19 protein-coding genes are annotated in these 22797 nt (G+C 69.3%); 17 read left to right on the top strand and 2 right to left on the bottom strand.

Translation table 11 applies throughout. The features are described 5' to 3' along the window. Position 1 precedes the first annotated feature (1 nt). The 15 genes from DLJ53_RS18900 (at position 2) to lpxB (ending at position 16205) form a co-directional block, all read left to right on the top strand. On the top strand, positions 2 to 1609 hold the full coding sequence (locus DLJ53_RS18900) for a thiamine pyrophosphate-binding protein (protein ID WP_111348115.1): 1608 nt from the start codon (positions 2 to 4) through the stop codon (positions 1607 to 1609). Between the two features lie 130 nt (positions 1610 to 1739). Then, positions 1740 to 2360, top strand: a complete 621-nt coding sequence (locus DLJ53_RS18895) for a carbonic anhydrase (RefSeq protein WP_111348114.1) — start codon at positions 1740 to 1742, stop codon at positions 2358 to 2360. 184 nt (positions 2361 to 2544) lie between these two features. Beyond that, positions 2545 to 3468: a translation elongation factor Ts gene (gene tsf / locus DLJ53_RS18890; RefSeq protein WP_111348112.1), complete on the top strand. Its 924-nt coding sequence runs from the start codon at positions 2545 to 2547 to the stop codon at positions 3466 to 3468. Positions 3469 to 3471: 3 nt separating this feature from the next. Beyond that, entirely contained in the window at positions 3472 to 4206 is a 735-nt protein-coding gene (gene pyrH, locus DLJ53_RS18885; RefSeq protein ID WP_425320967.1) for a UMP kinase, read from the top strand. 193 nt (positions 4207 to 4399) lie between these two features. Then, positions 4400 to 4942 (top strand): ribosome recycling factor, encoded by a 543-nt coding sequence (frr, locus tag DLJ53_RS18880; protein WP_111348110.1) that lies wholly within the window; start codon positions 4400 to 4402, stop codon positions 4940 to 4942. A 28-nt stretch (positions 4943 to 4970) separates the two neighbouring features. Continuing rightward, positions 4971 to 5735 (top strand): isoprenyl transferase, encoded by a 765-nt coding sequence (locus DLJ53_RS18875; protein WP_264194720.1) that lies wholly within the window; start codon positions 4971 to 4973, stop codon positions 5733 to 5735. A gap of 44 nt (positions 5736 to 5779) precedes the next feature. Continuing rightward, on the top strand, positions 5780 to 6661 hold the full coding sequence (locus DLJ53_RS18870) for a phosphatidate cytidylyltransferase (protein WP_202913234.1): 882 nt from the start codon (positions 5780 to 5782) through the stop codon (positions 6659 to 6661). Next, on the top strand, positions 6658 to 7818 hold the full coding sequence (gene dxr, locus DLJ53_RS18865) for a 1-deoxy-D-xylulose-5-phosphate reductoisomerase (protein ID WP_111348104.1): 1161 nt from the start codon (positions 6658 to 6660) through the stop codon (positions 7816 to 7818). Before DLJ53_RS18870 ends, dxr begins: the two co-directional genes overlap by 4 nt. A gap of 72 nt (positions 7819 to 7890) precedes the next feature. After that, a complete protein-coding gene (gene rseP, locus DLJ53_RS18860; RefSeq protein ID WP_202913233.1) occupies positions 7891 to 9021 on the top strand; it encodes an RIP metalloprotease RseP in 1131 nt (376 codons plus the stop codon). A gap of 246 nt (positions 9022 to 9267) precedes the next feature. Further along, positions 9268 to 11586, top strand: a complete 2319-nt coding sequence (gene bamA, locus DLJ53_RS18855; RefSeq protein ID WP_111349045.1) for an outer membrane protein assembly factor BamA — start codon at positions 9268 to 9270, stop codon at positions 11584 to 11586. Positions 11587 to 11712: 126 nt separating this feature from the next. Beyond that, complete coding sequence (gene lpxD / locus DLJ53_RS18850) at positions 11713 to 12759, top strand: UDP-3-O-(3-hydroxymyristoyl)glucosamine N-acyltransferase (RefSeq protein WP_111348102.1); 1047 nt, start codon at positions 11713 to 11715, stop codon at positions 12757 to 12759. 50 nt (positions 12760 to 12809) lie between these two features. Continuing rightward, entirely contained in the window at positions 12810 to 13286 is a 477-nt protein-coding gene (gene fabZ / locus DLJ53_RS18845; RefSeq protein ID WP_111348100.1) for a 3-hydroxyacyl-ACP dehydratase FabZ, read from the top strand. A gap of 16 nt (positions 13287 to 13302) precedes the next feature. After that, positions 13303 to 14142, top strand: a complete 840-nt coding sequence (gene lpxA / locus DLJ53_RS18840; RefSeq protein WP_111348099.1) for an acyl-ACP--UDP-N-acetylglucosamine O-acyltransferase — start codon at positions 13303 to 13305, stop codon at positions 14140 to 14142. Between the two features lie 36 nt (positions 14143 to 14178). Next, on the top strand, positions 14179 to 15045 hold the full coding sequence (locus DLJ53_RS18835) for an LpxI family protein (RefSeq protein WP_111348097.1): 867 nt from the start codon (positions 14179 to 14181) through the stop codon (positions 15043 to 15045). Next, a complete protein-coding gene (gene lpxB, locus DLJ53_RS18830; protein ID WP_111348095.1) occupies positions 15042 to 16205 on the top strand; it encodes a lipid-A-disaccharide synthase in 1164 nt (387 codons plus the stop codon). The genes DLJ53_RS18835 and lpxB overlap by 4 nt, the downstream gene beginning before the upstream one ends. Positions 16206 to 16213: 8 nt before the next feature. Here lpxB and DLJ53_RS18825 read toward each other — a convergent pair whose 3' ends face one another. After that, positions 16214 to 18298, bottom strand: a complete 2085-nt coding sequence (locus tag DLJ53_RS18825; protein WP_162409379.1) for a ComEC/Rec2 family competence protein — start codon at positions 18296 to 18298, stop codon at positions 16214 to 16216. 154 nt (positions 18299 to 18452) lie between these two features. Here DLJ53_RS18825 and gltX point away from each other — a divergent pair, with 154 nt between their 5' ends. Beyond that, a complete protein-coding gene (gltX, locus tag DLJ53_RS18820; protein WP_425320966.1) occupies positions 18453 to 19901 on the top strand; it encodes a glutamate--tRNA ligase in 1449 nt (482 codons plus the stop codon). 87 nt (positions 19902 to 19988) lie between these two features. On the opposite strand, the gene DLJ53_RS18815 is transcribed toward gltX, so the two are convergent. Then, entirely contained in the window at positions 19989 to 21224 is a 1236-nt protein-coding gene (locus DLJ53_RS18815; protein WP_111348091.1) for an MFS transporter, read from the bottom strand. 217 nt (positions 21225 to 21441) lie between these two features. Between DLJ53_RS18815 and gltA the strand changes: the two genes are divergently transcribed. Next, on the top strand, positions 21442 to 22734 hold the full coding sequence (gltA, locus tag DLJ53_RS18810; protein WP_111348090.1) for a citrate synthase: 1293 nt from the start codon (positions 21442 to 21444) through the stop codon (positions 22732 to 22734). Positions 22735 to 22797: the final 63 nt, after the last annotated feature.

Here is a 22797-nt window from a genome sequence, read left to right as displayed (position 1 = left end):
CATGCGCAACGCTGACGTCATTGCGAGGAAGCTCGCCGCCCTCGGTTGCGCCCACGCGTTCGGCATCCCCGGCGGGGAGACGCTGGCGCTGATGGACGCGCTGGAGGCCGCCGGCATCCGCTTCACGCTCACCAAGCACGAGAACGTCGCCGGCTTCATGGCGGAGGGCTCGTGGCATGCGACGGGCGCGCCGGGGATCCTGGTGGCGACCATCGGGCCGGGCGTCGCCAACGCGGTCAACGTGATCGCCAACGCGGAGCAGGACCGGGTGCCGCTGATCGTCCTCACCGGCTGCGTCACGCCGCACGAGGCGGACACCTATACCCATCAGGTGTTCGACCACGGCGCGGTGCTGGCGCCCATCGTGAAGGGGACCTTCAAGGCTTCGGGGCAAAGCCTCAACCGCGTCGTGGACAAGGCCATCACGCTGGCGATGACCGGCCAGCCCGGTCCGGTCCACATCGACGTGCCCGTCGCCGTCGCCGAGGCGGAGGCGACCGCTGAGGTGCTGGCCCCGGCCTCCATCGGCTCGCGCTTCCGACCGGTGGACGGGCCGGAGATCGAGCGCGCCCGCAAATGGATCGCCGAGGCCGAGCGGCCGATCGCGATCGCCGGCGTCGACGCCGTCAACGACGACGCGGGGGCGGCGGTGGCCGACTTCGTGAAGGCCGTCGGCGCGCCGCTCGTCACCACCTACAAGGGCAAGGGCCTGATCGACGAGACGGGGCCGCAGGCGCTCGGCGGGGCCGGCCTGTCGCCGCTCGCCGACCGCCACCTGCTGCCGCTGATCGCAAAGTCGGACTGCATCGTCCTCATCGGCTACGATCCGATCGAGATGCGCGCGCCCTGGCGCGACCCGTGGCCGGACGACGCCCGCGTCATCGACGTGACGCCGGTGGTGCGCCAGCACGGCATGCACGCCGCGGGTGTGACGCTCTACGGCTCGGTGTCGGCATCGCTGAAGATGCTGCAGTCGAGCGCGCACATCCACCCCACCTGGGCGGGAGGGGAGCCGCGCGAGGTGCGCCGGGCGCTCGCCGGGGCGTTCGCGCCGGAGGAGGCGGGCTGGGGCCCGGCCGCCGCCTTCCACGCGATGCGCGAGGCGGTGCCGGCGGACACGGTGGCGACGGTCGATTCCGGCGCGCACCGGATCCTCTTCAGCCAGATCTGGCGGTGCCGCGAGCCGCGCACGCTGCTCCAGTCCTCGGCGCTGTGCACCATGGGGTGCGCGGTGCCGCTGGCGGCGGGCCACAGGCTCGCCGCGCCGCACGCGCCTGTGCTCGCCGTGGTGGGCGACGCGGGGCTCGAGATGACCCTCGGCGACCTCGCCACGATCCGCGACCAGCGCCTGTCGGTGCCGATCCTGGTGCTGATCGACGAGAGCCTCACGCTGATCGAGATGAAGCAGCGCGCCAACCAGCTCCCCAACGTCGGCGTCGACTTCCCGGCGACCGATTTCGTCGCGCTCGCCGCTGCGATGGGCGGGCACGGCGTCTGGATCGACGACACCGAGACGTTGCGCAAGCAGGCCGTGGCGGCGTACGAGCGTGACACCTTCACGCTGCTCTGCGCCCGGATCGGACGACGCGCCTATGATGGGCGGATCTGACGATTGTGCCGGGCTGCGTGGTCCCGACCGTTGAACCGACGGCCGTGCATAGGAGTTGCACGGGCGCTTGAACTTGCACCGGATACAACCCGTGGCTACTGAAAGTGATCTCGTCTTCGAGTTTCCATCAATGAACGACATCGACAAGCTTTGCGAGCGCAACCAGGCGTGGGCCGACCGCGTCACCGCCGACGATCCCGATTTCTTCATGCGCCTGTCGCGTCAGCAGCGACCGGACTGGTTCTGGATCGGCTGCTCGGATAGCCGCGTGCCGGCCAACCAGCTCATGGATCTCCCTCCGGGCGAGGTGTTCGTTCATCGCAACATCGCCAACGTGGTCTCGCCGGCCGATCTCAACTTCCTCTCCGTGCTGCAGTACGCGGTCGAGGTTCTGCGGGTGAAGCACGTCATCGTCTGCGGCCACTACGGCTGCGGCGGCATCCGCGCGTCCGAGTCCGACAAGGACCACGGCCTGATCGACAACTGGCTGAACCACATCCGCCTGGTGAAGCGGCTCCATGCCGAAGAGCTGGCGCAGATCAACGACAGCGAGCTGCGGCTCGACCGTCTGTGCGAGCTGAACGTCGTCGAGCAGGTGCGCAACGTCGCCAACACGACCATCGTGCGCAACGCCTGGGCGCGGGGGCAGGGGCTGCTCGTGCACGGCGTCGTCTACTCGCTGGAGAAGGGCGTGCTGCGCCGTCTCGTGCAGTGGGCGGACGAGGAGAGTGTGGAGCGCTTCGACGCCTGAACGGGCGAAGCCTTTCACTTTGTCCGTTGCATGACTACGTAACGACCATGCGCGGGTGGGTTGCAACGCGACCCCCGGCGCATACTTTTCCGAAAAAATGGCTCGAGGGGTCGACACCGGCCGCTCGATCGAACATGAGGGTGCGGATTTTCGCACCACTCCGAGCACCCAGGACCAGAATACAATGACGATCACGGCGCAGCAGGTAAAGGCGCTCCGCGAGAAAACCGGCGTCGGCATGATGGATTGCAAGACGGCGCTCAACGAGACCGGCGGGGACATGGAAGCGGCCGTCGACTGGCTGCGGAAGAAGGGCCTGTCGAAGGCCGCCAAGAAGGCGGACCGCGTGGCAGCCGAGGGTCTCATCGGCGCTGCCGGCGAGGGCACCAAGGCCTCGCTGGTCGAGGTGAACTCCGAGACCGACTTCGTCGGCCGCAACGAGATCTTCCAGAAGCTCGTCACGACGATCGCCCGTGAGGCGCTCGGCGCCGGCGGCGACATCGACGCGCTGAAGGCGAAGTCGTACCCCGGCACGTCGCGCACCGTCGGCGAGGAAGTGACCGAGTCCGTCGCCACCATCGGCGAGAACCTCTCGCTTCGCCGCACGGCGATGCTCGAGGTCACCGAGGGCGTGGTCTCCACCTACATCCACAACGCCGTGGCCCCGGGCCTCGGCAAGCTGGGTGTCCTGGTGGCGATGCAGTCCGCCGGCGACGCCGCGAAGCTCGACGAGCTCGGCCGCAAGATCGCGATGCACATCGCCGCCGTCGGCCCGCTGGCGCTGACCCCGGAAGAGGTCCCCGCCGAGGCCGCCGAGCGCGAGCGCGCGGTCTACTCCGAGCAGGCCCGTGCCTCCGGCAAGCCCGAGAACATCATCGAGAAGATGGTCGAGGGCCGCATGCGCAAGTTCTACGAGGAGGTCGTCCTCCTGAAGCAGGCCTTCGTGGTCAATCCCGACCAGACGGTCGAGCAGGCGGTGAAGGAAGCCGAAGGCGAGGTCGGCGCGCCGATCACGGTGACGGGCTTCTCGCGCTTCCTGCTGGGCGAGGGCATCGAGAAGGAGGAGAGCGACTTCGCCGCCGAGGTCGCCGCTGCTGCGGGTCACTGACCGGTGGCTCTGTCGGAGCTGAAGCCTCCTTCGGAGTGGCGCCGGCTGCTCCTCAAGGTGTCGGGCGAAGCGCTGATGGGCGATTCCGCCTTCGGCATCTCGCAGCCGACGCTGCAGCGCATCTCGTCGGAGATCGTCGCGGTCGTGAACTCCGGCCGTGAGGTCGGCCTGGTCATCGGCGGCGGCAACTTCCTGCGGGGCGCCAACCTGGCGCTCACCGCGGTGGACCGTGTCGCCGGCGACCAGATGGGCATGCTCGCGACCGTGATGAACGCGGTCGCCGTGGCGGCGCAGCTTCGGGCCCTCGGGACCGAAGCCGTGGTGCTCTCGGCGATCGACGTCCCGGTGATCTGCGATCGCTTCACCCACCGTGGGGCGATCCAGCACATGGCCGAGGGCCGGGTCGTGCTCTTCGCGGCCGGCACCGGCCACCCCTTCTTCACCACCGACACGGCCGCCGTGCTGCGGGCGGTGGAGATGGAATGCGACGTCCTCCTGAAGGGCACGCAGGTGGACGGCGTCTACACCGCGGATCCGAACCGCGATCCGACGGCCACGCGCTACGACCGCGTCGGCCATCAGGAGGCGCTGTCGAAGAACCTCGGCGTGATGGACGCCGCCGCGATCGCCCTGGCGCGTGACAACGGCCTGCCGATCGTGGTGTTCTCGATCCAGGATACCGGCGCACTTCCGAAGGTCGTGCGCGGGGAAGGGACGAGCACGATCGTCGCCGACTGACGGGCTCGCCGGCTCCACGCGTTGTTCGCGGGGGGCCGGCCTGCTACGACAGGCGGCTGATCGTGTATTTGCATGTCCGACCGTCGGCGGAGCGCCGGGATGGTTGCATCGGCCGGCGCGCGGACGGAAGAGTTCAAGTCCCGCCGCGGCGGGAATAATTCAAGCCTGCGCGGCAGGTAAGAGGAAAGAACGGATGAGCGTGGACCTTGATGACCTCAAGCGGAGGATGGACGGCGCGATCGGGGTCCTGAAGACGGAACTGTCCGGACTGCGCACCGGCCGCGCGAGCGCGTCGATGCTGGAGCCGGTGCAGGTGGAGGCCTACGGCACGCACATGCCGCTCAACCAGGTGGCCACCGTGTCCGTCCCCGAGGCGCGCATGATCACCGTTCAGGTCTGGGACCGCGGCATGGCCCAGGCGGTGGAGCGGGCGATCCGCGAGTCGAGCCTCGGCCTCAACCCGGTGGTCGAAGGCCAGCTGATGCGCATTCCGATCCCCGAGCTCAACGCCGAGCGCCGCAAGGACCTCATCAAGGTCGCGCACAAGTATGCCGAGCAGGCGCGCGTCTCCGTCCGCCACGTCCGCCGCGACGGCATGGAGAGCGTGAAGAAGTCCGACCTCAGCGAGGACGAGCAGCGCGTCACGTCCGATCGCGTTCAGAAGTTGACGGACGAGAAGATCGCCGAGGTCGATCAAATCGTTTCGCAGAAAGAACAAGAGATTTCTCAGATCTGAGGCTAGGCCCTGCGTGAGATCCGATCCCTTGGCTAACGCGGCGGTTCCCGAACCCAGCGTGCCCGAGTCGGCGGGGGGCCTCCCCCGTCACGTGGCAATCATCATGGATGGGAACGGACGGTGGGCCAGTCGGCGCGGCCTCCCGCGGACGCTCGGCCATCGCAAGGGTGTCGAGACGGTGCGCCGCATCGTCCGCCACGCCGGCGAGAGGGGCATCGCCTACCTCACGCTGTTCGCCTTCAGCCGCGAGAACTGGAACCGCCCGCAGGCGGAAGTCTCCGAGCTGATGAACCTCCTGCGCCACTTCATCCGCGCCGACCTCGACGAGCTCGTCGCCAACAACGTCAGGATCTCGGTCATCGGCGGCCGGGCGGACCTGTCCGACGACCTCATCGAGATGATCGACCAGGCCGAGGGCCGCACGCGGGACAATACCGGCCTCAACCTCATCCTCGCCTTCAATTACGGCGGGCGGGACGAACTGGTGCGCGCGGCGCGCCGCGCCGCGGAAGCCGTCGCCCGCGGCGAGCTCAGCCCCGACGGGCTGACCGAGGAGACGTTCGCCTGCTTCCTCGACACCGCGAAGTTCCCCGATCCCGACCTCGTCATCCGCACCAGCGGCGAACTGCGGATCTCCAACTTCCTGCTCTGGCAGTCGGCCTACGCGGAGTACGCGTTTCCTTCGACGCTCTGGCCGGACTTCGACGCCGCGCAGTTCGACGAGGCGCTGGCCGACTATGCCACGCGGCAACGCCGCTTCGGTGCCGTGCCGGTATCCATCGCCAAGCCATGATCTCGCGTCGGCGTCCAGGCCGGGTGCGCCGCCCGACGCCTGACGTGCCACCCCCCGGGATCCGCGCGCGGGTCCGCCGGCTTCGGGCGCGCTTCGTGTTCCAGCGCGAGATGCGGCTGCGGCTTCTGTCGGCGGCCGTGCTGATCCCTGCCGTCCTGCTCGCGCTGTGGATCGGCGAGATCGCCTTTGCCGGCGTCGTGCTGCTGACCGGCCTCCTGGTCCTCGAGGAGTGGATGCGGATGATCGGCGCACGCGCCGAGCGGACGGTGGTCTATGCGGCCTTCGCGGGCCTCTCTGTCCTGACCATCGCCGCCGTCACGCAGTCCGTCTGGGTCTCGCTGATCGTCCTTGCGGTCTGCTGCCTCGCGGTGGGCCTCGTCGCCCTCGTGGGCAGCCGGGCGTCGCCGAAGTGGTGCATGGCGGGCGTCCTCTACGCGGGCGCCGCCGTCGTCGCGCTGATCGAGCTGCGCAAGGGCGCGGACGGGTTCGGCGCGGTCGTCTTCGTCTTCCTGATCGCCTGGACCACCGACACCGCGGCCTTCTTCGTCGGGCGCAAGGTGGGAGGGCCGCGCCTGTGGCGCAGTGTCTCGCCGTCTAAGACGTGGTCCGGCGCGATCGGCGGCCTCCTCGCGGGCGCGGCCTGCGGCGCGCTGGTGCTGGCGCTGCTCGACGCGCCGCTCTCCGTGGCGGGTTTCGTCGCGGCGGCGTTCGTGGCGCTCTCCTCGGTCGGCGGCGACCTGCTGGAGTCGGCCGCCAAGCGCCGCTTCGCCATCAAGGACGCCGGAACCCTGATCCCCGGCCACGGCGGCGTCATGGACCGTGTGGACGGCTTGATCGCGGCCGGCGTCGTGACCATGGTCATCGGGAGCCTCGCGGCGGGTGAGACCCCGGCGGCGGGTCTCCTAACGCTGATGGGGCGTTTATGACGCGCGTCGTCCTCCTCGGAGCCACCGGGTCGGTGGGGCAGTCCGCGCTCGCCGCCATCGAGGCGGGCGGGTTCGAACTGGTGGGCATCGCTGCCGGGCGCGACGTGTCGGGCCTCGCCGCCATCGCCGAGCGCTTCCGCCCCGGGATGACGGTGCTGGCCGACCCCGCCGGCGGCGCCGCGCTCGCCTCGCGCCTCGGCCCGCTGGGCCTTGCGAGCGACGCCGGCCCGGCGGCGATGGAGGCGCTGGCGGCGATGGAGGCCGACCGCGTCGTCGTCGCGATCCCGGGCTTCGCCGCGCTCCGGCCGACCCTCGCGGCGGTCGACGCCGGGCGAATCATCTGCCTCGCCAACAAGGAGTGCCTGGTCGCGGCGGGCGACGTCGTGATGCCGCGCGCTCGGGCGGCGGGGGCGACGGTGCTGCCGGTCGATTCGGAGCACAACGCCATCTTCCAGGTCTTCGAGAACGACGCGCTGGGCGCGATTCGCCGCATCGTCCTCACCGCGTCCGGCGGTCCGTTCCGCACCTGGACCCACGAGGCGATGGCCCGCGCCAGGGCGAAGGACGCGCTGAAGCATCCCAACTGGTCGATGGGCGCGAAGATCACCGTCGATTCGGCGACGATGATGAACAAGGGCCTCGAGGTGATCGAGGCGCATCATCTCTTCCCCGTCGGCATCGAGCGGATCGGCGTGGTGGTGCACCCGCAGTCGATCGTCCACGGCATGGTCGAGTACGCCGACGGCTCGGTGCTCGCCCACATGTCCAATCCGTCGATGGTGACGCCGGTCGCCCACTGCCTCCACTATCCCGACCGCGGCGGCGCGCCGGTGTCCCCGCTGGACCTGGTGGCGACGAGCCCGCTGACCTTCGAGGCGCCGGACGAGACACGGTTCCCAGCCCTGCGGCTTGCGCGCGAGGCGCTTGCGGCCGGCGGCCACGCCACCAACATACTGAACGCGGCCAACGAAGTGGCGGTAACCGCGTTCCTTAACGATAGGATCGGTTTCCTCGACATCTCCCGCGTGGTAAGCGATACGCTTGAGTGCCTGGCGCACCGTGGCGGCGCGAGTGCGACCGTGGATGACGTGGAATCGACCGATCGTGAAGCGCGGGATGTCGCCGAACGCCTGACTTACGCGTGCAGCGCAGCCTGAATTCTGGCACAACTTGGGCGCTTTCCCGTCGGCAGCGGCAACATCGCCAGTGTCATTTGGAGTTGAACCAACGTGCAGATTTTAAGCTGGCTCTGGGACATCGCGGCGTACATTCCGCCGTTCCTGTTCGTCCTCGGGATCATCATTTTCATCCACGAGCTGGGCCACTTTCTGGTTGCACGGTGGTGCAATGTCGCGATCGACGCCTTCTCCCTCGGCTTCGGTCCCGAGCTGATCGGCTGGAACGACAGCCGCGGCACCCGCTGGCGCGTCGCGCTGATCCCCCTCGGCGGCTACGTGAAGTTCGCCGGTGACGACAACGCCGCGTCGATGCCCGACCACGACGCGCTCGAGTCGATGAGCGAGGAGGAGAAGCGCACCAGCTTCTACCTGAAGCCCGTCTGGCAGCGCGCCGCCATCGTCGCGGCCGGCCCCGCGGCCAACTTCCTGCTCGCGATCTTCATCTTCGCCTCCGCCTTCCTGATCGTCGGCCGGCCGACGGTGGACGCCGCCGTCACGGGCGTGCGGCCCGACAGCCCGGCGGCCGCCGCCGGCTTCCAGCCGGGCGACGTGATCGTCGCCATCGACGGCAGCAAGGTGAACGCCTTCATCGACGTGCTGCGCACCGTGTCGAGCGCCGCCGGCCAGGACCTGACCTTCACCGTCGACCGGGGAGGGCAGGAGGTCACGCTGCACGCGACGCCCGAGCAGCGCGACCTGAAGGACGACTTCGGCACGCCCTACAGCGCCGGTTTTCTCGGAATCGAGAATCGCACGAGCCCTGAGGACGTCCATCGCCAGACGTTCGGGCCCATCGGCGCGCTTGTCGCCGGGGCGCAGGAGACCGCGTACATCACCAAGCGCACCGTCGAGGTGATCGCCGGCGTCATCACGCTGGAGCAGTCGCCCAAGCAGTTCGGCGGTCCGCTGCGCGTCGCCAAGATCTCCGGCGACATGGCCTCGATCGGCTTCACCGCGCTCTTCGGCCTGGCGGCGATGCTGTCGATTTCCATCGGCCTTATCAACCTGTTGCCGATTCCGATGCTCGACGGCGGGCACCTGCTCTTCTACGGGATCGAGGCGCTGCGGGGGCGGCCGCTGTCGCTCCGCGCGCAGGACGTCGGCTTCCGAATCGGTCTCGGCCTCGTCCTCCTCCTGATGTTCTTCGCGACCTTCAACGACCTGCTCTTCCTCACGTCCTGACGAACGACGTCACCTGGCGCCCCGCTTGCCCGGCGAGGGCGCCGTGTGACGCTTTTGGGGCGCTCCGGCGTCCCCAAGACCGTTGCTTCGGCGCAACGGTCCGGGTGCAAAGGCTCTTTCGCACCCGTCCTTTGCCTTGTTTGAAAACTTCCCTCGGATCATAGCTGGCGTGGGTCACCAGCGGTTCGGTGGCCTTGAGAAACGCGAGGCTCCGTCCCGTCCATGTTCCTTCGTCCGGGCACCATGATGCAGAAACTCCTCCGCGCCGCCGTTCTGTCCGTTGTTTTGACGGTAGGTCTGGTCACCGCTGGGGCGCCGGCGATCGCCGCCGTCGTCTCGAGCATCGTGGTTCAAGGCAACACGAGGGTCTCCGACGAGACCGTCAAAGCCTATGTGACCGTCGCACCGGGGCAGTCCTTCGGTCCCGAGCAGGTGAGCGAGAGCATCGAAGCGCTCTTCGCCACCGGGCTCTTCTCCAACGTGACGATCCGCCAGTCAGGCTCCAGCCTAGTCGTGACGGTCGAAGAGAACGCCACCATCAACCGGGTCTCCTTCGAGGGGAACCGGGCGATCAACGACGAGCGGCTCGCCGCGGTCGTCGAAAGCAAGTCGCGCTCGATCTTCAGCCGCAACCAGGTCCAGGCCGACACCCAGCGCATCCTCGAGGTCTACCGCCGGCGTGGTAACTACCGCGCCTCGGTCGAGCCGCAGACCATCGATCGTGGCGAGGGCCGTGTCGACCTGATCTTCCTGATCAACGAGGGTTCGAAGGCGAACGTCGCCCGCATCACCTTCGTCGGCAACAACTCCTTCTCCGACTCGCGTCTGCGCGACGTGATCAAGACGAAGGAAAGCGGCCTCCTCGGCTTCCTGCGCACCACGGACGTCTACGACCCGGACCGCCTGCAGACGGACCAGGAGCTGCTGAAGCGCTTCTACTTCAACCACGGCTTCGCCGACTTCCGCCTCCTGTCGGCCGTCGCGGACTACGACCGAGAGCGCAACGCCTTCTTCATCACCTTCACGATGGACGAGGGTGAGCAGTACGAGTTCGGCGCCGTTCGCGTCGACACGACGCTCGCCGACCTCGACCCGACCGAGCTCGAGCGCAAGGTCGACAGCCGTCCGGGCCGCCGCTACTCGGCCGAGAAGGTGGAGAAGTCGATCGAGGACCTGACGCTCGCCGCCAACCGGCAGGGCTACCCCTTCGCGGACGTGACCCCGGTGGGCGAGCGCAACTTCGAGAACGGCACCATCGACGTCGTCTACCGCGTCGACCAGGGCGTCCGGGCCTACATCGAGCGCATCGACATCGTTGGCAACACGACGACCCGCGACTACGTCATCCGGCGCGAGTTCGACATCGCGGAGGGCGACGCCTACAACCGCGTCCTGCTCGACCGCGCCGAGCGCCGCCTGCGTGCCCTCGGCTTCTTCGAGACCGTGCGCATCGCGACGTCGCCCGGCTCCGCTCCGGACCGCGTGGTGGTCACCGTCTTCGTCCAGGAGCAGGCCACGGGTAAGATCTCGGTCGGCTTCGGCTACTCCACCGACGAAGGCGTGGTCGGCGAAGTCACCCTCGAGGAGCGCAACTTCCTCGGCCGCGGCCAGTACCTGAAGGGCTCCGTGTCGGGCAGCTTCGAGAAGCAGTCGGCGGACGTCTCCTTCACTGAGCCGTACCTCTTCGGCTACCGCGTGTCGGGCGGCATCGACCTCTACACCCGCTTCGCCGAGGACGTGGACGACTCGAACTACGACTCGAACGAAACGGGCGGTACCGTTCGCCTCGGCGTGCCGCTGACGGAGCAGACCTCGGTCCAGGTGTTCTACACCCTGTTCAACCGCGACGTGTCGGTCGACCAGAGCGACTGCGACGACGGCTCCCTGTCCAAGGCGGTCTGCGACTCGGACGGCAACCGCATCACCTCGCTGATCGGTACCTCGCTGACCTACAACTCGCTCGACGACCAGTTTAACCCGCGTGAGGGCTACTACGGCCAGATCAAGGGTGAGGTCGCCGGTCTCGGTGGTGACACCTACTTCCTGCGCGGTACGGCCAAGGCCCGTGCCTACCAGGAGATCTACCCGGCCGCCGGCCTGCTGGGCATGGTCTCGCTCGAGGGCGGCGCGATGCAGTCGCTCAACGACGACCTGCGCATCCAGGACCAGTTCTTCCTGGGCGGCTCCAAGGTCCGCGGCTTCTCGAGCCAGGGTATCGGCCCGCGTGACAAGGCGAGCGGCGACGCTCTCGGCGGCCTCTACTACGTCGCCGGTACCGTCGAGGCGACCTTCCCGGTGCCGTTCCTGCCGCCGGAGATCGGTCTGAACGCCTCGGCCTTCGCCGACGCCGGTTCGCTCTGGGGCGTGGATCCGGACATCGTCGACCGCAACGGCGGCGAGGGGACCATCGACTCGAACGACTTCGCGCTGCGTGCCTCGCTCGGTGTCGGCATCACCTGGAAGTCGCCCTTCGGTCCGATCCGCGCCGACTTCGCGGTCCCGGTCCTGGAGGAGGACGGAGACGACACCCAGCTCTTCCGCCTGTCGGGTGGCACGCGCTTCTAGGCCACACTCAACTCTGCAAAACAGCGCCGTCGGGCCCTCCCGGCGGCGCTTTTGCGTTGTGGGAGTTGCCGAAGGGCGCCTCGTCGGTCTAACACCTCGCCCCAACTGCCGATCAGTGACGTGTCAATGAACCGATTCTTCCCGCCCGCCGAGCCGCAGCAGCTCGGCCATGTCGCCGATGCCGTCGGTGCGACCGTCGACGCATCCGCTCGCGAGCGCATCATGTCGGACGTGATGCCGCTCGACAGCGCAGGCCCCGAACACATCTCCTTCGTCCGCGACGCCAAGCGGCGAAAGGACCTCGAGACCACGAAGGCCGGCGCCGTCTTCATCGATGAGCGCTTCCTGCCTGTCGTGCCGGAAGGCTGCGTGCCGCTCGTCACGAAGCACGCCTCGAACGCCTTCGGCCTGGCGGCAGGGATGTTCCACCCCTCGGCGATGCGGCCGCGCCCGCTGACCTCCCGCTCCGGCGGTGAGATCGCTGCGACCGCCATCATCGAGGACCCGGAGTCGCTGGAGGCCAACGTCATCGTCGAGGCCTACGCCGTGATCTCGCGCGGCGTCGAGATCGGCCGCGGCTCGGTGATCGGCCCCAACGTCGTCATCGGCCCGGGCTGCAGCATCGGCCGCAACTCGGTGATCGGCGCCAATACGACGATCCAGTGCGCCCACATCGGCGACCGCGTGATCATCCATCCCGGCTGCCGCATCGGCCAGGACGGATTCGGCCTCGCGCGCACGCCGGACGGCTACCGCAAGGTGCCGCAGGTCGGCGCCGTGGTGATCCAGGACGACGTGGAGATCGGCGCCAACAGCTGCATCGACCGCGGCTCGCGGCGCGACACCGTCATCGGCAAGGGCACCAAGGTCGACAATCTCGTGCAGATTGCGCACAACGTCGTGACCGGGTGCCACTGCGTCATCGCCGGAACGTCCGGTATCGCGGGGTCGGTGACGCTCGGCGACTACGTCACGCTCGGCGGCGGCGTCGGCATCCGTGACGGCGTCACCATCGGCACTGGTGCGCAGATCGCCGGCCATTCCGCAGTCTCGGAGAATGTGCCCGAGAACGCGACCTGGGGTGGCACGCCGGCGATGGACGCGATGGAGTGGCTCAAGGAGCGCCGCGCGCTGCTCCGGCTCATTCGCAACGCGACAACTTCAAATTCCTAGCGGCCCCTCTTATGGTGGATAGGACTTCTGTGGATAGTGCGGACGACGTGATGGATAGTGGGGGGACCCCGGACGGAACGACGAAGACGTTGGCGGTGGCCGAGGTTGGCGACATCCTCAACATGCTGCCGCACCGCTACCCGTTCCTGATGATTGACCGGGTGATCGATATCGACGGTGACCGTTCCGGCATCGGCATCAAGAACGTGACGTTCAACGAGCCTCATTTTCAGGGGCACTTTCCGGGCGAGCCGGTGATGCCTGGCGTCCTGATGATCGAGGGCATGGCCCAGACCGCCGGCGTCCTGTGCATGTACGCCGAAGGCCGGGAGCGGCCGCGCCTCGTCTACCTCATGACCGTCGACAAGGCGAAGTTCCGCAAACCCGTCCGCCCGGGCGACGTGATCGAGTACCACATGAAGAAAGAGCGCCAGCGCGGCAGCATCTGGCGCTTCCACGGCGAGGCGATCGTGGGCGATACCCTGGTTGCCGAGGCGGACGTCTCCGCCATGATCGTACAAGAGTAAACGTTTGGGCTTGAGCATGACGGCTTCGCGCCATCCGACGGCGGTGATCGAGGATGGTGCGTCCATCCCGGATTCCGCCTCCATCGGCCCCCACGCGGTGATCGGCCCGCATGTGACGCTCGGCGAGGGCGTCATGGTGGGCGCCGGCGTTGTGATCACCGGCCACACCACGATCGGGGCGGGGTCGAAGATCTACTCCGGCGCCGTCCTCGGCGGACCGCCGCAGGACTTCGGCTACAAGGACGAGCCGACCCTCCTCGACATCGGCGAGAACTGCACCGTCCGCGAGCATGTCACCATGCATGCCGGCACCGCGAAGGGGCGCGGCCGGACGGTCGTGGGACGTGACGGCTACTTCATGGTCGGCTGCCATGTCGCGCACGACTGCATCCTCGGCGACGGGGTGACGCTGTCCAACAACGTCCTCCTCGCCGGCCACGTCCAGCTCGGCGACTACGTGCTGATCGGCGGTGGCACCGCGGTGCTGCAGCGCGCGCGGATCGGCTCCTACACGTTCGTCTCCGGCATGTCGGGCATCATGCGCGACTGCGTGCCATACGCCTTCTCCACCGGCCGCGTCGCCTGGGTGGAGAGCGTCAACCGCGTCGGCCTCCGCCGCCGCGGCTTCGATCGGGACGCGATCCGCACCGTCACCACGGCGTACGACGTCCTCTTCCATACGCCCGGCATGGTCTTCGCCGAGCGCAAGGAGAAGCTGCGGGCGGAGATGGGCGGCGACCCGGTGGTCGACCCGATCCTCGCCTTCATCGACGCCGCGCCGCAGCGCCCCTACATGCAGTCCCGTCAGGAGTCGCGCGAGGACGTCGCCGCGGAATTCCTCGACAACAGGCGATGAGCGGGGACAGCCCGCGATGAACGGTGGGCGCTGTCGATGAGCGGCGCGCAACCGGCGAACGGCCCTGCGGGGGACGGCGAGGGGACCCTCGCCATCATCGCGGGGGCCGGCGCCCTCCCATGGGAGGCGGCCGACGTCATCGCCCGCCGCCGCAAGATCGTCGTGTTCGCGGTCGACGGTGAGGCCGACGCCGGCCCGGCGTCCATCGAGACGCACCGGATCGGTCCCGGCCAGATCGGACGCATGCGCCGCATCGCCATCGAGCACGGCTGCCGCGACGTCCTCCTGATCGGTGCCATCCGCTCCCGGCCCGACTTCGCCTCGATCATCCCGGACCTCGAGACGCTTCGGCTTCTGCCGCGGATCGTCCGTGCCGCGGTCGGCGGGGACGACACCGTCGTGCGCAACGTCATCGGCCTCTTCGAGCAGGAGGGGTTCCGCGTCGTCTCCGTCGCCGAGGCCGCGCCGGAACTGCTGGCGGCCCCCGGACCGGTCGGCGCCCGGCAGCCGGACGCAAAGCACGAGGCCGACATCGCGCTCGGCATGCGCTACCTCGACGCCTCCTCGCCGTTCGACGTCGGCCAGTGCGTCGCCGTGGTCGACGGACGCGTCATCGCCGTCGAGGGCGCGGAGGGGACCGACGCGATGCTCGCCCGCGTCGCCGACATCCGCCGCGCCCGCCGCTTCCGCAGCGAGAAGGGCGCGGGGGTCCTCGTGAAGCGGGCGAAGACGGGGCAGGACATGCGCTCGGACGTTCCGGTGATCGGTGCCGACACGCTGCGCGGCGCGATCAAGGCGGGTCTCGGCGGAATCGCCGTCGAGGCCGGGCGCACCATCATCGCCGAGCGTGTCGTCGTCGCCGCCGAGGCCGACAGGGCGCGCGTCTTCGTGGTGGCCCGATGAGCGGCGACCGCCCCCTCCGGATCGCGATCATCGCCGGGGAGCAATCCGGCGACCGGCTCGGCGGCGCCCTCATGCAGGCGCTGAACGAGCGGCGGAGCATCGAATGGTGCGGCATCGGCGCCGAGGACATGACGGCCGCCGGCCTCGAGCCGATCTTCCCGCAGGACGAGATCTCGGTAATGGGGATCGACGCCATCATCCGCCAGCTGCCGCGGCTCCTGAGGCGCATCCGCGAGGCGGCGGACGCGGTGATCGCCTTCCGCCCCGACGTCCTCGTCGTCATCGACGCGCCGGAGTTCAACCACCGGGTCGCCAAGCGGGTGCGGCGCGCGCGGCCCGAGATCCCGATCGTGAACTACGTCAGCCCGACGGTGTGGGCATGGCGTCCCGGCCGCGCCAGGGCGATGGTGCCCTATACCGACCTCGTCATGGCGCTGTTTCCGTTCGAGCCGGCGGTGCACGAGCGGCTCGGCGGCCCGCGCTGCGTCTACGTCGGCCACCCGCTCTACGAGCGGATGCGCTCCGCGATCGGCGGCGGCGACACGCTGCTGGTGCTGCCGGGCAGCCGGCGCCTGGAGATCGAGCGGTTGATGCCGTCGTTTGGCGAGGCGCTCGGCAAGCTCGCCCCGTCCGAGCCCGTCGAGGTCCTCGCCGTGCCGCACCTTCGCGCGCGGATCGAGGAGCTCGCCTCGACGTGGCCGGTCCCGGTGACGTTCCGCGACGGCTCGGAGAAGCTCGCCGTGTTCGCCCGCGCGAAGGCGGCGCTGGCAGCGTCCGGCACCGTGACGATGGAGCTCGCCGCGGCACGGATTCCCATGGTGGTCGCCTACAAGCTCGATATCGCCGGGCGGTTCGTGAAGAAGATCAACCGCTTCGTGCGGATCGTGACGGCCCCGTCGATGGTCCTCGCCAACATCGTGGTCGGCCGCAACGATATCCCGGCGCTCCTGGAGGAGGAGGTGACGGCGGACGGGATCGCCGCGCGCCTCGCTCCGCTTTTGACCCCCGGCAGCCCCGAGCGCGCGGTGCAGGAGCGGGTCTTCGACGAGTTCGCCGAGGCGATGCGGGTCGATACCTCGCCGGCCGAGACGGCGGCGGATGCGGTCCTGTCGATGGTGCCGCCGGACATCGGCACCCGCGCCGCGTCCGCTCCGTCGTAGGCGTCCGCTCAGTCGTAGGGGACCTCCGGCTCGACCTGCCAGCGCCGCACGACGCCGTAGGGCCGCGCGGTCCGGACTTCCCAGACGCCCTGATTGCGCCAGGCGACCGTCGCCCCGTGCCGCACCAGCGTCCGCCGGTCGATGACGAGCGGGGCGGGACAGCGTACCGCGGTCAGCGCCGCCACCACCACCTCCGCAAGCGCGCAGTCTTCGGCGAGGGCGCGCGGCGAGACCGGCCGCGCAAGGCGCCCCTCGCCGAGCGGCAAGGTGCAGCCGAGCGGGTCGCATCGCGCCGTCCCGGCGGCCTCGGTGCGCGGGTCCGCGTCCGCCTTGAGCCACAGCTCGGCGACGAACCCGTCCGTGTCGCCCATCAGGGCGAGGCGGCCGTCGGTGCCGCGCGCGGCGATGGTCTCCGCCGTTTCCGACACCATCACGTCGAATCGGGGCGCGAGGGGGGCGACGGCGAGCCCACCCGCGATGAAGAGCGCGCCGGCAAGCCGCCAGGGCGCGGTGAAGAGCGCGAGCCAGACGAGACCGAACGCCGCCAGGATCGCAGCCGCCGGCGGCAGTGCGCCGGTGAGGCCCGCGTCGCCGGTCGCGTCGGCCGCCGCGCGGGCGATTCCGAGCACCAGGTCGAGGCCCCAGCGCATGAGCGCCAGCGGGAGAGCCTCGAGCCCGAACGGCATCAGCGCGAGGGAGAGGACGCCGGCCGGCATCACCAGGATCGTGACGATCGGCATCGCGGCGAGGTTCGCCGGCAGTCCGAACGGGGCGAGGCGGTGGAAGTGGTAGGCCGCGGCCGGCGCCGTCGCGAGGCCGGCGATCAGCGAGGTCAGGAGGAGGCCGAGCACGAACGCCGTCACCGGCCACGGGCGGCCGCGCACGAGGCGGGTCCGCTGCTTCGACCACCATTCGTAGAAGCCGACGAGCGCGACCACGGCGAGGAACGACATCTGGAACGACGGCTCTGTGACGCAGACCGGATCCATCGCGATCACCACGACCGCCGCCACCGCGACGGTACGCATCGTCAATGCCGGCCGGTCGAGGAGGATCGCGGCGAGCGCGACCACCAGCATCACATACGCCCGCACGGTGGAGACCGAGCCGCCGGAAAGCGCGAGGTAGAACGTTGCCGCCGCGAGCCCCGCGACCGCCGCCCACTTGCGAATCGGTGCCGACACCGCGAGGCGCGGCCACAGGGCGAGGAGAAAGCGCACCGCGGCGAACACCGATCCGGCGACCAGCGCCATGTGAAGCCCCGAGATCGCGAGAATGTGACCGAGCCCGGAGACGCGCAGCGCCTCGACGTCGTCCGCGTTCATGGCGCCCCGCCGCCCCACCAGGAGTGCCGTCGCGAACGCGGCGCCGGGCGTCTGGCCGAGGGTGGCTTCGATCCGCTCCGCGACGCCGGAGCGCAGCCGGTCGACGAGCGCCGGGAGGCTACGCGGCGGCGGGGGCGCGGTCACCTCCGGCGGACCGTAGGCGAAGCCGGTGGCGCCGATCCCGTCAAAGTAGAGCCGGCGCCCGGAATCGTACCCGCCAGGGTAGACCGGCCCCTGCAGCGGGAAGAGCCGAGCCTTGCCGCGCACGGCCGCGCCCACCGGAAAGGGCCCACTGCCGCGAATCGAAAGGCGAATCCGGTGCGGCATGGCGCCGCGGAAGCTGCCTTCCGTGACGGCGACGATCGCGCTGACCCGGCCCGGCTCGCGGACCTCGGCGTCGACGATTCTGCCGCTGAACTCCACGGTTTGTGCGGATCTGACGACCGGCGTGCCGCCGAGCCGCTCCTCCAGCCCGAGAGCGCCCATGCCCGCCAGGAACGCCGCGAGCGCGAGGAGAGGTGCGGCAAGGGGGGCGAAGCGGATGCTTCGCCCGGCGGCGAAACGGGCGGAAACTGCGGCGATCAGCGCGGCGCCCGGCCACCAGGGCGCGATTTCCAGCGGCAATTCGACGGCAACGAAGATCCCCGCGACGGCCAGAACCGGCAACCACAGCTGGAACCGACCGAACGCCCGCTCATGCTCGACCCAGGTTGCAAGCCGCGCCCTTAGGTCGAAATTTGCGCGCGTGCGTGGCAGGGCGAGACTCACCGTCGGTCCCCCGCCGACCGGACCTCGGGCCCCCGCGCCGGGGGCGGGGCAGCGTCGCGCATGGGTCGCACCATGACCTCCGTCACAGGATTCCTCGACCTCAGAGGGTCGACGCGGGCGGGGATGTCCCGCTACACACCTCGCCGACAGCTTCATGAATAACGTGCATCAGATGACGTCTCAATCCAAGGTGGTGACGCGATTCGCGCCGTCGCCGACCGGCTTCCTCCACATCGGCGGCGCGCGGACCGCGCTGTTCAACTGGCTGTTCGCCCGGCACCACGGCGGCAAGATGCTGCTGCGTATCGAGGATACCGACCGCGCGCGCTCCACGACCGAGGCGATCGACGCCATCATCGACGGCCTCTCGTGGCTCGGGCTGGAGGGGGACGGCGAGCCGGTCTACCAGTTCTCCCGCGCCGCGCGGCACGCTGAGGTTGCTCACCAGCTCCTCGACGCCGGGATGGCCTACCGCTGCTACACCTCGGCCGAGGAGCTGCAGGCGATGCGCGAGAAGGCCGCCGCCGAGGGCCGGCCGCCGAAATATGACGGCACGTGGCGCGACCGCGACGCCGCCGACGCGCCTCCGGGCGTGGACCCCGTCATCCGCCTCAAGGCGCCGCTGACGGGGGAGACGGTGATCCCCGACATGGTCCAGGGCGAGGTCACGTTCGCGAACGAGAACCTCGACGACCTCGTCATCCTGCGCTCGGACGGCACGCCGACCTACATGCTGGCCGTGGTGGTGGACGACCACGACATGGGCGTCACCCACATCATCCGCGGCGACGACCACCTCACCAACGCCGCCCGGCAGGCCCTCATCTACAAGGCCATGGGCTGGGACGTGCCGAAGATGGCGCACATCCCGCTGATCCACGGTCCGGACGGGGCCAAGCTGTCCAAGCGCCACGGCGCGCTCGGGGTCGATGCCTACCGGTCGATGGGTTACCTGCCGGAGGCGCTGCGCAACTACCTCGTCCGCCTCGGCTGGGCGCACGGCGACCAGGAGTTCTTCTCCACCAAGGAGATGATCGAGCACTTCAGCCTGGAGGCCGTCGGCCGCTCCCCGGCACGGTTCGACTTCGCCAAGCTGGAGAACACCAACGGCCACTACATGCGCCAGGCGACGCCCGACCGCATCCTCGCCGCGCTCGATCCGGTGATCGCCGCGCAGGAGGACGCCTCGGCCATCGAAGCCGCGCTCGACGCGGGCGCGCGAGCCAAGCTGGAGATCCTCATCCCGGGCCTCGCCGAGCGCGCCAAGACGCTGGTGGAGCTTCTGGACAATGCCCGTTTCCTCTGGGCAACGCGTCCGCTCGCCCTCGACGAGAAGGCGCAGAAACTCGTCTCCGGCGATGCCGCGCAGCACCTCGCCGCGCTGCACGAGCGGCTGTCCGAGGTCGATCCGTGGATTGCCGACAACCTCGACGCCGAGGTGAGGCGCTACGCCGACGAGGCGGGCGTGAAGCTCGGCAAGGTGGCGCAGCCCCTGCGCGCCGCGCTGGTCGGCTCGTCGACGTCGCCCGGGATCTTCGACGTCCTCGTCGCGCTCGGCCGCGCCGAGTCGCTCGGGCGCATCAAGGACCAGGCCGCGGGCTGACCCCGCGGCAGCGGTCACCCGGGCGAGGCTCCGCGTTCGGCCCGGAACGTCCGGCGTGTCTGCCGCTCGCGGCGGGCGGGCCGGGCGTCAGGCCGGGACCGGTCGCGGCGGCGCCTCCACCATGGCCGTGATCCGGGGTGCGGCGGTCACGTATAGCGCCGAGACCGCCAGGCAGTAGGCCGACAGCACCAGCGCCTGGTTGGGGAAGGGGATGCCGAGGTCGATGATCGCCCCGGTGATCCCCGGTCCCGCCGCGGTCGACATCACCATCGCCGACGTCGCCACCGCCTTGATCGAGCCGATCCAGCGCGTGCCGTAGAGCGTCGGCCAGATCGCCCCGAGGAGGGTGATCACGAGCCCGTGGCTCACCCCGATCCCGGCCACCATCAGGAACCAGATCACCACCCCGCCGGGGATCGCGAGGATGGCGATCGCCACCGACAGCGGCAGCAGCAGGAACGGCAGCACGCGCGTCGGTCCGACCCGGTCGACGATCGGGCCGCAGACGAGCGAACTCGTCACCGAGGCACCGGCGTAGATCGTGAACGCCAGCGCCATGACGGAGAGGTCGTAGTCCCGCACCGCCGCGATGTGGACCTGGTGGAAGAACACGCACGTGCCGATGAACGGCGGCGCCAGCAGCCCGGCGAGAACGACCCAGAACGTCCAGTGACGGACCACCTCGCCGCGGGTCCATTGCCGGCCCAGCATGCCGGGAGCCTCCTCGTCGTTGCCCTCGCCCTGGGGCGTTCGGCCCTTGCGCGTCAGCAGCGTCAGCGCCGGCAGGAAGATCGCCAGCAGCATGGCGGCGATGACGAGCCAGGTGGCGCGCCAGCCGATATCGTCGAGCACGACGACGCCGACGGGCGGCCACAGCGCCTCGCTGACGGGAAAGCCGAGCACGGCGACGGCGATCGCCTTCGCCCGGTTGGCCCGGAACCAGCGGGCCATCGCGGTCATGGAGATGTGCGTCATCATCCCCTGGCCGCAGAACCTCAGCCCGAAGATCGCGATGCACAGGACCACGACGTTCGGCGCCAGCGCCATTGTCGTCGCGGCGACGGCGTACAGAACGAGGACGAGCGTCGCGAGGCGCGTCACCGTCATCGTGTCGGCGAGGCGGCCGTACCTGATGAGGCAGATGGCGGAGGCGAGCGTCGCGACGGTGTAGAGCCCGCCCCACTGTCCGTTGCTGAGCCCGAACTCCTCGCGGATCCCGCCCGCGAACAGCGCGATGAAGTAGGTCTGTCCGAACGACGACCCGAACATGAACACCGCGCCGGTGAAGAGCCACCAAGCGTTGCGCGCGTAAAAGTTGCTCATACACGGGTTTCATACGCCTCGCCGGGCGGCGCGCAAAGAGGCAATTTTCTCGGGGGTCTGGCTCGACCCGGGATGGCGCGAACAGCCTGACGCGATGTCAGGCCGACGTCAGGCTTGAAGGGGAGGGCGGCTTCGGATAGTGGGCTTCAGACGATTTTTACGCTCGTCGGCGTGCCCGGCGGGCCCCCCCTGGCTGTGCCAAACACTGGAGCCGACGATGACCACAGAACAAGCAGCCCAATTCGCCGTCGGCTCGGAAACGGTGGACTATGAGGTGATGCACGGGACGGAAGGTCCATCCGTCGTCAACATCGCATCGTTCTACAAAGACACCGGGATGTTCACGTACGATCCCGGTTTCACCTCCACCGCCTCCTGTGAATCGAAAATCACATACATCGACGGCGACAAGGGCGTTCTTCTTTACCGCGGCTACCCGATCGAGCAGCTGGCCGAGCACGGCGACTTCCTCGAGAGCTGCTACCTGCTTCTCTACGGCGAACTGCCGACGATGGATCAGAAGCAGGACTTCGTAAACCGTGTGACCTATCACACGATGATCCACGAGCAGATGAACCGGTTCTTCTCCGGCTTCCGCCGGGACGCGCACCCGATGGCCGTCATGGTCGGCTGCGTCGGCGCGCTGTCCGCGTTCTACCACGACTCGACCGACATCCATGACCCGCAGGCCCGCGAGATCGCCTCGATCCGCATGGTCGCCAAGATGCCGACGATCGCGGCCATGGCCTACAAGTACACGATCGGCCAGCCCTTCGTGTACCCGAGCAACGACCTCGACTACTCGGCGAACTTCCTGCGCATGTGCTTCGCGGTGCCGTGCGAGGAGTACAAGGTGAACCCGGTTCTGGCCCGCGCCATGGACCGCATCTTCATCCTGCACGCCGACCACGAGCAGAACGCGTCCACCTCGACCGTCCGGCTCGCCGGGTCCTCGGGCGCCAACCCGTTCGCCTGCATCGCCGCCGGCATCGCCTGCCTCTGGGGCCCGTCCCACGGCGGCGCCAACGAGGCCGCGCTCAACATGCTCGAGCAGATCGGCACCGCCGACAAGATTCCCGAGTACATCGAGCGCGCCAAGGACAAGGACGATCCGTTCCGTCTGATGGGCTTCGGCCACCGGGTCTACAAGAACTACGACCCGCGCGCCCGCATCATGCAGAAGACCTGCCACGAGGTCCTCGGCGAGCTGGGCATCAAGGACGATCCGCTCCTCGAAGTCGCGATGGAACTCGAGAAGATCGCCCTCAACGACGAGTACTTCGTCGAGAAGAAGCTCTACCCGAACATCGACTTCTACTCGGGCATCACGCTGCGCGCGCTCGGCTTCCCGACCACGATGTTCACCGTCCTCTTCGCCCTGGCCCGCACCGTCGGCTGGATCGCGCAGTGGAAGGAAATGGTGGAGGATCCCTCCCAGCGCATCGGCCGTCCGCGCCAGCTCTACACCGGCGCCCCGAAGCGCGACTACATGCCGATCGCCCAGCGCTGAGCCGGCGGCGGGCAGGCCCGGCCCCGCGCCCGGCCCACCCCGCGCCCGGCCAACGTCCGGCAG

Source organism: Acuticoccus sediminis (assembly GCF_003258595.1).
Classification (GTDB): domain Bacteria; phylum Pseudomonadota; class Alphaproteobacteria; order Rhizobiales; family Amorphaceae; genus Acuticoccus; species Acuticoccus sediminis.
Note: the sequence above shows the minus strand (reverse complement) of the source record. Positions and strands in the feature narration are given on the sequence as shown.